This window comes from uncultured Microbacterium sp. (genome assembly GCF_947632095.1).
GTDB lineage: Bacteria > Actinomycetota > Actinomycetes > Actinomycetales > Microbacteriaceae > Microbacterium.
Window position 1 is genome coordinate 56,532 of the sequence record NZ_CANROA010000004.1, and the last position, 13,006, is coordinate 69,537.

Sequence of the window (13,006 nt, forward strand, 5' to 3'; positions counted from 1 at the left end):
CCGATGATGGACACGTCGCCCCTCTCCCGACTCGCTGACGCCGTCCGCCGGGAACGCCCGGCGGGCCTCCGTCATGGTACTCCGGCCCGCGGGCGACTAGCCTGAAGCCATGACCGACATTTTCGACGTGATCGCAGACGGCACGAGGCGCGACATCCTCCAGCTCCTCCTGCGGCGGTCGAGTGACGGTGAGAACGGCACGAGCGTCTCGCAGATCGTCAGCGAGCTGGGCGCGAGCCAGCCCACCGTCTCCAAGCATCTCAAGGTGCTCCGCGAAGCCGAGCTGGTCAGTGTGCGCGAAGACGGACAGCGTCGTTTCTACAGCATCGAGGTCGGTCCTCTCGAGGCCGTCGACGACTGGCTCGTGCCCTTCCTCGTCGATGCGTTCGGCGACGCCGCCCCTGAGATCGACTTCTCCTTCCCCCCGCTGCCGGAGAGCGCGACGCATGCCGCCGAGGTCGTGGGCCGCGCCGCAGCATCCGCGAAGCACGTCGTCACCACGGCGCTCAAGCGCCTCGGAGCCTGATCGGCCGACTTCTCCAGTGGCCCATGAGTTCACATGGGTCACATTCGTCCCATGGGTTTACAGCTGTCCCACCCACCCCATAGAGTGTGCTTCAGCAGAGAAGAGGTATGGGGATGCCTGAAGTGCCTGATGTGCGGTTCCTGACGGTTGCCGAGGTCGCGGAGATCATGCGTGTATCGAAGATGACCGTCTACCGGTTGGTGCACTCCGGCGAGCTGCCCGCGATCCGTTTCGGGCGCAGCTACCGGGTTCCGGAATCCGCTGTCACCGACGCTCTGCACAAGCCGATCTCCGACGTCGGCTGATTCGTCTCGGCCGAGATCGCGAACGTGCACTTTGCACCGTTCGGGGTTTGCTAAACTAATCCGAGGCATTTTCCATGCCCGATCCCGGGTGTCCGACTTCCTGCGACGCCCTGCCACTGACTTAGTGAGGTTTCCGTGGGTTCTGTCATCAAGAAGCGCCGCAAGCGCATGGCGAAGAAGAAGCACCGCAAGCTGCTTCGTAAGACTCGCCACCAGCGCCGCAACAAGAAGTAAAGCGGCAAAAAGACACCAAGCGCCTGTCCCCGGACGGGCGCTTCGTGTCTGTGCCGACCTCCGAGCAGAGAAGGAAGCCATGAAGTCGATCACCATCAGTGAACTCGCCCAGCGCGAGAGCACGCCGCTCATCGATGTGCGCGAGAAGGACGAGTTCGCCGCCGGCCACGTCCCCGGCGCCGTGAACATCCCGATGTCCGAGATCGGCAACCGTCTCGACGAGCTGCCGTCCGAGCCGTTCGACGTCATCTGCCAGGCAGGCGGGCGCTCGGCGCGCGTCGTGCAGGCGCTCGAGGCTCAGGGGCACGACGCCACCAACGTCGATGGCGGTACGGGCGAGTGGATCGCCCTGGGCAACCCGGTCGAGGTGCCGTCGGCGTGACGTCCATCACGGTCATCGGCAAGCCCGGCTGTCACCTGTGCCCGACTGCGCTCGGCATCGTCGAGCAGGTCGTCGCCGAGCTGCCCGACGAGATCGGCGACGGTATCGACATCGTCGAACGCTCGATCGATGACGATGCGGCGCTTCACGAACTGTGGTGGGAGAAGATCCCGGTCGTCCTGATCGACGACGAATTCCATGCGCAATGGCGGGTCTCGCCGGAGCGCCTGCGCGAAAGGCTGGAGAAGGCATGACGATCCGACACGTGGTCACCTGGAAACTCGCGAGCGAGGATGCTGCCGAGCGCGGCGCCCAGGCTGCGGAGATCGCGCGGCGGCTGAACGCCCTCGACGGCGTCGTGCCGCAGATCGCATCGATCTCTGCGGGTGCGAACATGCTCTACGCCGATTCGAACTGGGATGTCACGCTCGTCGCCGATTTCGACTCGGTCGAGGCGCTCGAGCAGTACCAGGTGCACCCCGCGCACGTCGAGGCGGGCACCTACATCAAGAGCGTTGTCGCCTCGCGCGTGGCCGTCGACTTCGAGGTCTGACCGCCGGTCGCATTTCAGTGAATGCGGTGTAACCGGACTGTAACAGTCCGACCCGAGACATCCAGTCGATTCCGTGCCAGGATGGGCGAAACATTCGCCAGCGGGGCATCGTCGCCCCGCTCGTTCCTGGAGCGATAATGTCCCGTCGTCGTGACACCCTGTTCGGTCTCGCCCTCGTCTCCGCCGCTGCCCTGGCCCTCGCCGGTTGCGCATCCGGTGCGGATGACGCGCCTGCGGACGGAGGGGGCGAATACGGCCTCGTCGATGCCGGCGTGCTCACCGTCTGCTCCGATATCCCGTTCCCGCCCTTCGAGTTCGAGGGCGGAGACAACGGCACCGGCTACACCGGCTTCGACATCGACCTGCTCGACGCGATCGCCCAGAGCCTCGATCTCGAGCTTGCGATCGTCGTCACGAACTTCGACGCCCTGCAATCCGGAACGGCACTGCTGGCCGGAAACTGCGACCTCGGCGGCTCGGCGATGACGATCACCGAGGAGCGCAAGGCGAACATCGACTTCTCCGACCCGTACTACGACTCGCTGCAGTCGCTGCTCGTGCCCGAGGGCAGCGACATCACGGGCATCGATGATCTCGACGGCAAGCGGGTCGGCGTTCAGCAGGGCACGACGGGCGAGATCTACGCGACCGAGAACGCCGCCGGTGCGACGCTGGTGCAGTTCCCCTCCGACGGTGAGCTGTGGCCGGCGATCCAGGCGAAGCAGATCGACGCGATTCTGCAGGACCAGCCCGTCAACCTCGAACACGAGAATGCCGACAGCGGCTACGTGATCGTCGAGGAGTACGACACCGATGAGCAGTACGGCTTCGCCTTCGCGAAGGGGGAGAAGGTCGAACTGCGCGAGGCGGTGAACGCGGCGCTGCAGGATCTGCGCGACTCGGGCGAGTACGACACGATCTACGACGCCTACTTCACCGCGAACTGAGGCTGCGGGCGGAGAGCGCGAGATGGCGCTTCGAAAGAGGACCAAGAACCGGATCTACCACCTCGGCACCTATGCGGTTCTGGCTGCGATCCTCATCTGGGCGGTGCTCAGCACCGACTGGCCGAAGGTGGCGCACCAGTTCGCGAACCCCGAGGTCGCGGCGAAGATGTTCCCGGGCATCATCACGATCGCCCTCAAGAACACCATCCTGTTCACCCTCGTCGCATTCTTCGGCGGACTGGTGCTCGGCATCGTCCTGGCGCTGATGAAGCTGTCCGAGGTGGGGCCGTTCCGGTGGGTGTCGACCGCATGGATCGAGCTGTTCCGGGGCCTGCCGGCGTTGATGACGATCTTCGCCTTCGCATACATGCTGCCGATCGCGCTCGATGTGCGCATCCCCGGCGGGTCGGTCGGCGCCGGACTCCTCGGACTCGTGTGCGTGGCATCGGCCTACATGGCCGAAACGATCCGTGCCGGCATCCAGGCGGTTCCGAAGGGGCAGACCGAGGCCTCCAGATCTCTGGGGATGTCGCCGATGAAGACGATGTTCTGGGTCGTGCTTCCGCAGGGCTTCCGCATCATCATCCCGCCGATGACGAACGAGTTCGTGCTGCTACTCAAGGACACCTCGCTCATGTTCATGGCGGGCACGACGCTGCTGACGAAGGAGCTGACGACCTTCGCCCGCGATGGGCTCACCCAGAATGCCAGCGCGACGCCGTTCGTGATGGCCGCGCTGCTGTATCTGGTCGTGACGATCCCGCTCACGCGCTTCGTGGCGTGGCTCGAACGACGCATGGCGAAGGAGAGATGATGACGACCGCTCAGATCGACCTCAGCGCCCCCGCGATCGAGGTGCGTGCGCTGGTGAAGACTTTCGGCGATAACGAGGTGCTCAGGGGCATCGATCTGACGGTCGCGGCCGGCGAGGTCGTGTGCGTGATCGGGTCGTCAGGCTCCGGCAAATCGACGCTGCTGCGCTCGGTGAACCTGCTCGAGCAGCCCACGAGCGGCCGGGTGCTCATCGAGGGCGTCGACATCACCGACGAGGACACCGACATCGATCGGGTGCGACAGCGCATCGGCATGGTCTTCCAACAGTTCAACCTCTTCCCGCACATGACGGTCCTCGGCAACCTCACGATGGCGCAACGGCGGGTGAAGAGACGCGGCAAGCCCGAGGCCGAGAGGATCGCGCACGAGATGCTGGCGCGCGTGGGGCTCGCGGAGAAGGCGGATGCTTTTCCCGGACACCTGTCCGGAGGCCAGCAGCAGCGCGTCGCGATCGCGAGAGCCCTGTGCATGAACCCCGACATGATGCTCTTCGACGAGCCGACCTCGGCGTTGGACCCGGAACTCGTCGGCGAGGTGCTGCAGGTGATGCGTGCACTCGCGGAAGAGGGGATGACGATGCTCGTCGTCACGCACGAGATGGGCTTCGCCCGTGAGGTCGGCAGTCGCCTGATCTTCATGGATGGCGGTGTCATCGTCGAAGAAGGGGCGCCCCACGATGTGCTGTCCGACCCGCAGCATCCGCGCACCCAGGATTTCCTGGCGCGCGTGCTCTGAGGGGCCGGGCCAGCGCGTCTGATCTGGCATCCTGTACCTGATGGAGATCGGCACGATTCTCGGGCTCGAGCAGCTCACTTGGGGCATGCTCGCGTTCGTCGTCATCGCGGCGTTCGCCGCGGGCTGGGTCGATGCGGTCGTCGGCGGCGGAGGGCTGCTCCAGCTGCCCGCACTGCTCCTCATCCCGGGAATCGCTCCGGTTCAGGCGCTGGCGACGAACAAGCTCGCCTCGGTGTTCGGCACCGCCACGAGCAGCGTCACCTATTATCGGCGCGCGAAACCCGACATCCGTACCGCGATCCCGATGGCTCTGATCGCCCTGGTCGGCTCGTTCGCGGGGGCCGGGGTCGCGATCATCCTGCCCGCATCGGCGTTCAAGCCGATCATCGTCGTCGCTCTCATCGCCGTCGCACTGTTCACCGCGTTCAAGCCGCAGCTCGGGGCATCCACCATGCTGCGCTTCCACGGCAAGAGGCACCACATCACCGCCGGGGCGACGGGCCTCGTGATCGGCTTCTACGACGGAATGATCGGGCCGGGAACGGGCACGTTCCTCGTGATCGCGCTCGTCGCGCTGCTCGGCTACGACTTCCTGCAGGCAAGCGCCAAGGCGAAGATCGTCAACCTCGCCACTAACGCCGGGGCGCTCCTCCTGTTCATCCCGCACGGTGCGGTGCTGTGGCTGCTGGGTGCAATCCTCGCCGCAGCGAACGTCGCCGGCAGCTATCTCGGGTCGCGCATGGCGATCTCCCGCGGCACGAACTTCATCCGCGTGGTGTTCCTCACCGTCGTGGCATGCCTCATCGTGAAGCTCGGCATCGACGTCTGGAACGAGAACATCTCGGTCGCGCTGGATCGCGTCAGTGCGGCAGGTGGTACTTGAAGCCCACATGGGATGCCGTGAACCCGAGGCGCTCGTAGAAGCGGTGCGCATCGGTGCGCGCGGCATCCGATGTCAGCTGCACCATCTGCGCGTCGAGCGCGGGGGCCGCGGCATCCGTCACCCAGCGCATGACCGCCGAACCGATCCCGGCGGAGCGCAGATCGCTGCGCACGCGGACGGCCTCCACGAGCAGGCGCCGGGCGCCGCGCCGGGCCATGCCGGGGATGGAGGTGAGCTGCAGCGTGCCGACGACGGCGCCGTCGAGCTCGGCGACGAGCAGATCGTTCGACGGCTCGGCGAGCACGGCGGACAGCGCCTCGAGGTACGCGGGACGATCATCGGCGGATGCCACGTCTCCACGACTCGCGCTGATCGGGTCGTCCGACATCAGCGCGATGAGCGCATCGCCATCGGCCGCGGTCGCGCGGCGCAGGATCACGGACCCGGCGCGGCTGTCGAAGGAGTGCGGCAGGGGGAGGGAGACGAGCATGCCTCCAGCATCCCAGACCCCGCTCCATCGAGTCGCCGTCTACGAGTCGAGCCCCGTATTCCCTGCGCAGGGAAGACGGGGCTCGACGATGAAGCGGGGCTCAGGCCTCGTCGTCCTCCGGGACGAAGTCGACGCCGGCCTCGGCGCGCTGCGCATCGGTGATCGGTGCCGGTGCCGAGGTCAGCGGGTCGAAGCCGTTGCCGGTCTTCGGGAACGCGATGACCTCGCGGATCGAATCGGTCTTCGTGAGGTGCTGCAGCACACGGTCCATGCCAAGCGCGATTCCGCCGTGCGGCGGGGCGCCGAACTTGAACGCGTCGAGCAGGAAGCCGAACTGCTCCTGAGCGACCTCGTCCGAGATGCCCATGACCTCGAAGACGCGCTTCTGCACGTCCTCGCGGTGGATGCGGATCGAGCCGCCGCCGAGCTCGGTGCCGTTGCACACGATGTCGTAGGCGTAGGCGAGGGCCGAACCGGGGTCGGTGTCGAAGGTGTCCTGGAACTCCGGCTTCGGGCCGGTGAACGCGTGGTGCACGGCGGTCCATGCGCCGGCGCCGACGGCGACGTCACCGGATGCGACGGCATCCGCGGCCGGCTCGAACATCGGAGCGTCGACGACCCAGGTGAACGCGAACGTGTCGGGGTCGAGCAGACCCAGACGGCGGCCGATCTCCACGCGGGCGGCGCCGAGCAGCGCGCGAGACTCCTTGGCGGAGCCGGCGGCGAAGAACACGCAGTCGCCCGCCTCCGCACCGGTGAGGGCAGCAAGTCCCGCCTGCTCCGTCTCGGACAGGTTCTTGGCGACGGGGCCGCCGAGCGATCCGTCCTCGTTGAAGAGCACGTATGCGAGGCCGCGGGCGCCGCGCTGCTTGGCCCAATCCTGCCAGGCGTCGAGCTGCTTGCGCGGCTGCGATGCGCCACCGGGCATGCGGACCGCGCCCACGTAGGGGTTCTGGAACACGCGGAACGTGGTGTCCTTGAAGTACTCGGTCGCCTCGACGAGCTCGAGGCCGAAGCGCAGGTCGGGCTTGTCCGAACCGTACTTCGCCATGGCATCCGCGTAGGTGATGCGGGGGAGCGGGGTCTGGACCGAGGCTCCGATGGTCTGCCACATCGCGACGACGATGGCCTCCATCATCTCGATGACGTCCTCCTGGTCGACGAAGCTCATCTCGATGTCGAGCTGCGTGAACTCCGGCTGACGGTCGGCGCGGAAGTCCTCATCGCGGTAGCAACGGGCCATCTGGTAGTACTTCTCGACGCCGCCGACCATGAGCAGCTGCTTGAACAGCTGCGGCGACTGCGGCAGGGCGTACCAGCTGCCCGGGTGCAGACGCGCGGGCACGACGAAGTCGCGGGCGCCCTCGGGGGTCGAACGGGTCAGCGTCGGGGTCTCGACCTCGACGAACTCTCGGGAGTCGAGCACATCGCGCACGGCCTTGTAGACCTTCGAGCGCAGACGCAGAGCGGATGCCGCGGACGGACGGCGCAGGTCGAGGTAGCGGTGCTTGAACCGCACGTCCTCGCCGATCGTCTCGCTGTCGCCGAGGCCCGTGGACACCTGGAAAGGCAGGGGAGCGGACTCGTTGAGCACCTCGACCTCGGTCGCGATGACCTCGATCTCGCCGGTGGGCAGGTTCGGGTTCGCGTTGCCCTCCGGGCGCTGCGAGACCTCACCGGTCACCTTCAGGACGAACTCGCTGCGCAGCGGGTGCGCAACCTCTTCGTCGCGGATGACCACCTGGGCGATGCCCGAGGCGTCGCGCAGATCGATGAAGGCGACTCCTCCGTGATCACGACGACGATCGACCCAACCCGTGAGGGTGACGGTCTGACCGATGTGTTCGGCGCGCAGGGAGCCGGTCGTGTGAGTGCGAAGCACGGAGATTCCTCCAGTTCAGAAAAGGGAACTCCGCCATTCTACGCGGGACGTCGTCGTGCCACTCGACCGGAGGAGAGGACCGCCCCTATACTCGCGGCCATGAACATCAATGACTACACCGCGGAGGTCTTCTCCGGAGGCGTCGGCTTCATCGGGCTCGTGTTTTACATCATCTATGCCGTGGCCCTGTGGCAGGTGTTCTCCAAGGCCGGGTATCTCGGCATCCTCGCCCTGATCCCGATCGTGAACATCGTCATCCTCGTGCGCATCGCCGGGATGTCGGGGTGGCTGGCGCTGCTGTATCTGATCCCGATCGTGAACATCGTCTTCGCGATCATCGTTGCGTTCAAGGAGGGCGCGAACTTCGGCAAGGGCGGAGTGTTCTCGTTCTTCCTGCTGTGGCTCTTCCCGGTGATCGGGCACCTCATCATCGGCTTCGGCTCCGCGCGCTACCGAAAGGTGTGATGGCCCGCCCCGCTCCCTAGACTGAACGGCATGCCCGCCGAACGCCTGCACCTCGTCCGTCACGGCGAGGTCCACAACCCCGACCGCATCCTCTACGGGCGCCTGCCGCACTATCGGCTCAGCGATGCCGGGCGGCAGATGGCCCGCGCTGCCGCCGAGCACGTGGCATCCCTCGGCCGACCCGTGACCGAGCTGCGCTGCTCGCCGCTGCAGCGCACGCAGGAATCGGCCGAGCCGTTCACCGAGATCTTCGGTCTGGATGCTGCACTCGATGAGCGCATCATCGAACCCGCGAACGTGTTCGAGGGAACGAACATGCGCCGGTCGCTGCGCAATCCGCGCAACTGGTGGCATCTGCGCAAGCCCTCCCAGCCCAGCTGGGGCGAGGCGTACGTCTCGATCGCCGACCGCATGGAACGGGCGATGGACAGCGCCTGGGATGAGACGCCGAACGGCGATGTCGTGCTCGTCTCGCACCAGGCCCCGATCTGGATCACGCACCTGCACATGGCCGGGCTCAAGCTGCGGCACGACCCCCGCACCCGCCGCTGCGCCCTGTCGAGCGTCACCTCCTTCGAGCGCGTCGGAGACGTGTGGCGCGAGGTCGACTACGCCGAACCCGCCGCGGCCGGCATCGACCTCGGCGCGGTGTGATTCACCCAGATCCCGCATAGATTCCGCGACGTAGACTGGGTTCGTGCCTCTCGTATCGACGATTCGTCACGGCCGTCCCTCCCGCTCGAGCGCTGCGCGCCGGGTGGCCGCAGGTGCGCTCGCCGCTGTCTTCGCCGTCGCCTTGACGGCATGCGCCCCCGATCCGGTCGCCGAGCAGTACCTCGCCGGCGACGGCAAGGGCTACATCTCGGCGAAGTTCACGGTCATCGAGATCGAGCCCGAAGACCGCGGCGAGCCCGTGGCCTTCGCCGGTGTCACGGAGAACGGCGACGCCTTCGACAGCGCCGACATCGCCGGCGACGTGACGGTCGTGAACTTCTGGTACGCCGGATGCGCGCCCTGCCGCGTCGAGGCGGGAGACCTCGAAGAGGTCTGGCAGAAGTATTCCGACGACGATGTGTCGTTCATCGGCATCAACATCTACGACCAGCCCGATACGGCGAAGGCGTTCGCCGAGGATTACGGCATCACCTACCCGAGCCTCATCGACGTCGACAGCGGCGACGCGAAGCTCGCCTTCGCCCGTGCAACCCCGATCAACGCGACGCCCACGACCCTGGTGCTCGACAAGCAGGGCCGTGTCGCTGCCCGCATCATCGGGCAGCTGGAAGGTGCCAGCGTGCTCTCGACGCTCGTCAAGGATGTGCTCGAGGAGAGCGCGTGAACACCGGTGAACTGATCGGCTCGGGCGCCCTCTGGCTCGCCATCCCGGTCGCGATGCTCGCGGGCCTCGTCTCCTTCCTCTCTCCTTGCGTTCTGCCCCTCGTGCCGGGCTACCTCGGATTCCTCGGCGGATCCGTGGTGACGAACGGCGATTCCGGCCGCAGTGCCCCCGCGGGGCGCGGGCGCCTCGTGCTGGGCGTGCTCCTGTTCATCCTCGGCTTCAGCGTCGTCTTCATCGCCTTCACCGTGATCGGCGGGACCGCGGCGGTGTTCTTCCTCGAATGGGGCGAGATCATCACCCGTATTCTCGGCGCGGTGATCATCGGCATGGGCCTCGTCTTCCTCGGCCTCTTCGGCTTCGCACAGCGCGAGGTGCGCCTGCAGGTCGGGTCGAAGACCGGCCTCATCGGCGCGCCGCTTCTGGGCTTCGCCCTCGGCATCGGCTGGGCGCCCTGCATCGGCCCGACGCTCGCCGCCATCACGAGCGTCGCGTGGACGATCGGCGACCCCTGGCGGGCCGGATTCCTCGGCCTGGCCTACAGCCTGGGCCTTGGCATCCCCTTCCTGCTCGTCGCCCTCGGCTTCGGCTGGGCCACGAAGACCATCGGATTCCTGCGCCGCCACATCCGCATCGTGAACATCATCGGCGGTGCGCTGCTCATCGCCCTCGGCCTGCTCATGGTGACGGGGCTGTGGACCGAGATCATGTCGCGCCTGACGGCGGTGATGGGCAGTGTCAACCTCCCGCTCTGAGAACTCCGGCCCTGAAGACAAGAACAAGGATGCTGTGAAAACCGAATCCACCGATCCGCTGCGGCCCTCCGACCACGTCGACAACGACGGCGGAGCGGTCATCCAGCCCCGCCTGGGTCTCGTCGGGTGGCTGCGCTGGGGCTGGCGTCAGCTGACCTCGATGCGAACGGCGATCATCCTGCTGCTCGTGCTGGCCGTCGCGGCCATTCCCGGCTCGATCTTCCCGCAGCGCATGGCCGACCCCAACGGTGTCACGCAGTGGCAGAGCGAGAACCCCGACCTGTTCCCCGTGCTCGACGCGATGGACCTGTTCGACGTCTACCTGTCGCCGTGGTTCTCGGCGATCTACCTGCTGCTGTTCATCTCGCTCGTCGGCTGCGTGCTCCCGCGCATCAAGCACCACATCAAGGCCCTGCAGGCGCGGCCGCCCCGCACACCCGCGCGCCTGAAGCGCCTCGAGGATCACCGCGAGACGACGCGTGAGGCGTCGGATGCCGATGCGGAGGCCGCCCGGTCGATCGAGGTCGCCCAGAAGCAGCTCAAGGCGCTCGGCTACCGCATCGAACGGTACGACCGGGGGCGCACCTGGTCGGTGTCGGCCGAGCGCGGCTACTGGCGCGAGACCGGCAACCTGCTCTTCCACCTGGCGCTCGTCGGCGTGCTCATCACGGTCGGCATCGGCGGCAGCTTCGCCTACACGGGCCAGCGCGTTGTCGTCGAGGGGCAGACCTTCGTCAACACCCTGCTCGACTACGAATCCATGAACCGCGGGCGCTTCGTCAGCGATGAGGCGCTCGAGCCGTACGCCATGACGCTGAACTCCTTCGACGTCACCTATGAGGAGTACGGAAGCGCGGCCTCCGGTCAGGCCGGCGGGTTCGCGGCGAATGTCAGCGTGCGCGAAGAGGACGCCACCTGGGACGATGCGGTGCGGGTCAACCACCCGCTCGACATCGCCGGAGACAAGATCTATCTCCTCGGCAACGGATACGCGCCGACCATCACAGTGCGCAACGCCGATGACGAGATCGTCTTCCGCAACTCGGTCCCGTTCCTCCCGCAGGACACCAACCTCACCTCGCTCGGCGTCATCAAGGTCACCGACGGCATGCCCGAGCAGCTCGGCATCGCCGCGTTCTTCTACCCGACCGTCGCCCAGCTCGAGTCCGGGGCGTACACCTCGATCTACGGCGATCTGTACAACCCCGTGCTGACGCTGCGCGTCTACGAGGGCGACCTCGGCATCGACGGCGGAACGCCCCGCTCGGTGTACGTGCTCGACACCGAGGAGCTCACGCCGATCGTCGGCGACGGCAGCGGCGTCGAATCGATCGAGCTGCAGCCCGGCGAGACGGCAGAGCTGCCCGATGGGCGAGGAACCGTCACCTTCGAGAACGAGGCCCCGGCCGGTTCGACCGACTACCTCGACTCCGTGAAACGGTTCGCCTCGCTGCAGATCCACCACGATGCATCCGCCGTCTGGGTGCTGGTCTTCGCGCTGCTCGCCCTCGCCGGACTGATGATCGCCCTCTTCGTGCCCCGCCGGCGCATGTGGGTCAAGGCCACCGCCGAGGACGGCGCGATCACCCTCGAGTACGCGGGCCTCGCCCGCGGTGAGGATCCGACGCTCGCCGCCGCCGTCGACGACCTCGCCGCCGGCCACGCACGGCTCCTCGATTCCGCAGAAACCCCCCGAAAGTAGACTGGGACCATGGACCTCGATTCCCTCTCGATCCTGTTCATCTGGACAACGATCGCGATCTACGCCGGCGCGTTCGTCGCCTACGCGTTCGATCTCGCCCGCCGCTCGGAGGTCAGCGCCGATGCGCGCTTCGAGCGCGAGTCCGCACTGGTGGGCGCCGGAGCATCCGGTGCGCCGACCGTGCAGGACGCGAAGACGCCCGCCAAACCGCGATACGTCATGGCGCGCATCGGCACGACGCTGACGGTGATCGCCTTCCTCCTGCACCTGGGAGCGACGGTCATGCGCGGGATCGCGGCCGAGCGCGTGCCGTGGGCCAACCTGTACGAGTTCGCGATGACGGGAACGCTCCTCATCGTCTTCGTCTACCTGCTGGTCCTCACCCGGGTCGATCTGCGCTTCCTCGGCACGTTGATCACGGGGCTCGTCGTGATCCTCATGGGCACCGCGGGGCTGAGCTTCTACGTCGGCGTCGTGCCGCTCCCCGATGCGCTCAAGAGCGTCTGGCTGGTCATCCACGTGTTCGTCGCCTCGCTCGCCACCGCATTCTTCGCGCTCGCGTTCGGACTGTCGGTCCTGCAGCTGCTGCAGTCGCGGCGGGAGCGCCGTCTGGCAGAGAAGGCCGAGAAGCCGGGGCTGAAGTTCATGAGCACCCTGCCCGGTGCGGAGAAGCTCGAGGGCATGGCGTTCCGTTTCGCGATCGTCGGCTTCATCTTCTGGACCTTCACGCTGATCGCCGGCGCCATCTGGGCGCAGGACGCCTGGGGCCGCTACTGGGGCTTCGACGTCAAGGAGACCTGGACCTTCATCGTCTGGGTGCTCTACGCCGGATACATCCACGCCCGGGCCACGCGCGGCTGGCGCGGCAACCCGTCGGCATGGCTGTCGATCGTCGGCTTCAGCGCCGTGATCTTCAACTTCACGATCGTGAACGTGTTCTTCAAGGGCCTGCACGCGTACAGCGGCCTCAGCTGAGT

General features: G+C 66.8%; 18 protein-coding genes. 16 read left to right on the forward strand and 2 right to left on the reverse strand.

The window, feature by feature from the left end; genetic code table 11:
* Positions 1–109: 109 nt before the first annotated feature.
* The 10 genes from Q0Z66_RS02560 to Q0Z66_RS02605 all read left to right on the forward strand — a co-directional run bounded on the left by Q0Z66_RS02560 (position 110) and on the right by Q0Z66_RS02605 (position 5,399).
* Complete coding sequence (locus Q0Z66_RS02560) at positions 110–526, forward strand: metalloregulator ArsR/SmtB family transcription factor (RefSeq protein WP_298037390.1); 417 nt, start codon at positions 110–112, stop codon at positions 524–526.
* A 113-nt stretch (positions 527–639) separates the two neighbouring features.
* Positions 640–831, forward strand: coding sequence for a helix-turn-helix domain-containing protein (locus Q0Z66_RS02565; RefSeq protein WP_298037392.1), 192 nt, complete (start codon positions 640–642; stop codon positions 829–831).
* A gap of 135 nt (positions 832–966) precedes the next feature.
* Entirely contained in the window at positions 967–1,065 is a 99-nt protein-coding gene (locus tag Q0Z66_RS02570; RefSeq protein ID WP_003792170.1) for an AURKAIP1/COX24 domain-containing protein, read from the forward strand.
* A gap of 79 nt (positions 1,066–1,144) precedes the next feature.
* A complete protein-coding gene (locus Q0Z66_RS02575; RefSeq protein WP_298037395.1) occupies positions 1,145–1,447 on the forward strand; it encodes a rhodanese-like domain-containing protein in 303 nt (100 codons plus the stop codon).
* A complete protein-coding gene (locus tag Q0Z66_RS02580; protein WP_298037396.1) occupies positions 1,444–1,701 on the forward strand; it encodes a glutaredoxin family protein in 258 nt (85 codons plus the stop codon). Before Q0Z66_RS02575 ends, Q0Z66_RS02580 begins: the two co-directional genes overlap by 4 nt.
* On the forward strand, positions 1,698–2,000 hold the full coding sequence (locus Q0Z66_RS02585; RefSeq protein WP_298037398.1) for a Dabb family protein: 303 nt from the start codon (positions 1,698–1,700) through the stop codon (positions 1,998–2,000). Before Q0Z66_RS02580 ends, Q0Z66_RS02585 begins: the two co-directional genes overlap by 4 nt.
* A gap of 137 nt (positions 2,001–2,137) precedes the next feature.
* Complete coding sequence (locus Q0Z66_RS02590) at positions 2,138–2,947, forward strand: basic amino acid ABC transporter substrate-binding protein (protein ID WP_298037401.1); 810 nt, start codon at positions 2,138–2,140, stop codon at positions 2,945–2,947.
* Positions 2,948–2,969: 22 nt separating this feature from the next.
* Entirely contained in the window at positions 2,970–3,761 is a 792-nt protein-coding gene (locus Q0Z66_RS02595) for an amino acid ABC transporter permease (protein WP_298037404.1), read from the forward strand.
* On the forward strand, positions 3,761–4,516 hold the full coding sequence (locus Q0Z66_RS02600; protein WP_298037407.1) for an amino acid ABC transporter ATP-binding protein: 756 nt from the start codon (positions 3,761–3,763) through the stop codon (positions 4,514–4,516). Before Q0Z66_RS02595 ends, Q0Z66_RS02600 begins: the two co-directional genes overlap by 1 nt.
* 40 nt (positions 4,517–4,556) lie before the next feature.
* The gene (locus tag Q0Z66_RS02605) at positions 4,557–5,399 is read left to right on the forward strand and encodes a TSUP family transporter (RefSeq protein ID WP_298037410.1); all 843 of its coding nucleotides are present in this window, start codon (positions 4,557–4,559) and stop codon (positions 5,397–5,399) included.
* On the opposite strand, the gene Q0Z66_RS02610 is transcribed toward Q0Z66_RS02605, so the two are convergent.
* Entirely contained in the window at positions 5,377–5,889 is a 513-nt protein-coding gene (locus Q0Z66_RS02610) for a GNAT family N-acetyltransferase (protein ID WP_298037412.1), read from the reverse strand. The genes Q0Z66_RS02605 and Q0Z66_RS02610 overlap by 23 nt on opposite strands.
* A gap of 100 nt (positions 5,890–5,989) precedes the next feature.
* On the reverse strand, positions 5,990–7,771 hold the full coding sequence (gene aspS / locus Q0Z66_RS02615) for an aspartate--tRNA ligase (RefSeq protein ID WP_298037414.1): 1,782 nt from the start codon (positions 7,769–7,771) through the stop codon (positions 5,990–5,992).
* A gap of 99 nt (positions 7,772–7,870) precedes the next feature.
* Between aspS and Q0Z66_RS02620 the strand changes: the two genes are divergently transcribed.
* Genes Q0Z66_RS02620 through ccsB form a run of 6 tightly spaced genes read left to right on the forward strand, consistent with a single transcriptional unit; the run spans position 7,871 to position 13,004 of the window.
* Positions 7,871–8,236, forward strand: a complete 366-nt coding sequence (locus Q0Z66_RS02620; RefSeq protein WP_298037417.1) for a DUF5684 domain-containing protein — start codon at positions 7,871–7,873, stop codon at positions 8,234–8,236.
* A gap of 30 nt (positions 8,237–8,266) precedes the next feature.
* A complete protein-coding gene (locus tag Q0Z66_RS02625) occupies positions 8,267–8,890 on the forward strand; it encodes a histidine phosphatase family protein (RefSeq protein WP_298037418.1) in 624 nt (207 codons plus the stop codon).
* Between the two features lie 43 nt (positions 8,891–8,933).
* On the forward strand, positions 8,934–9,575 hold the full coding sequence (locus tag Q0Z66_RS02630; protein ID WP_298037421.1) for a TlpA disulfide reductase family protein: 642 nt from the start codon (positions 8,934–8,936) through the stop codon (positions 9,573–9,575).
* A complete protein-coding gene (locus tag Q0Z66_RS02635) occupies positions 9,572–10,327 on the forward strand; it encodes a cytochrome c biogenesis CcdA family protein (protein ID WP_298037423.1) in 756 nt (251 codons plus the stop codon). Before Q0Z66_RS02630 ends, Q0Z66_RS02635 begins: the two co-directional genes overlap by 4 nt.
* A gap of 34 nt (positions 10,328–10,361) precedes the next feature.
* On the forward strand, positions 10,362–12,029 hold the full coding sequence (locus tag Q0Z66_RS02640; RefSeq protein WP_298037426.1) for a cytochrome c biogenesis protein ResB: 1,668 nt from the start codon (positions 10,362–10,364) through the stop codon (positions 12,027–12,029).
* Positions 12,030–12,038: 9 nt separating this feature from the next.
* Complete coding sequence (gene ccsB, locus Q0Z66_RS02645; protein WP_298037429.1) at positions 12,039–13,004, forward strand: c-type cytochrome biogenesis protein CcsB; 966 nt, start codon at positions 12,039–12,041, stop codon at positions 13,002–13,004.
* Positions 13,005–13,006: the final 2 nt, after the last annotated feature.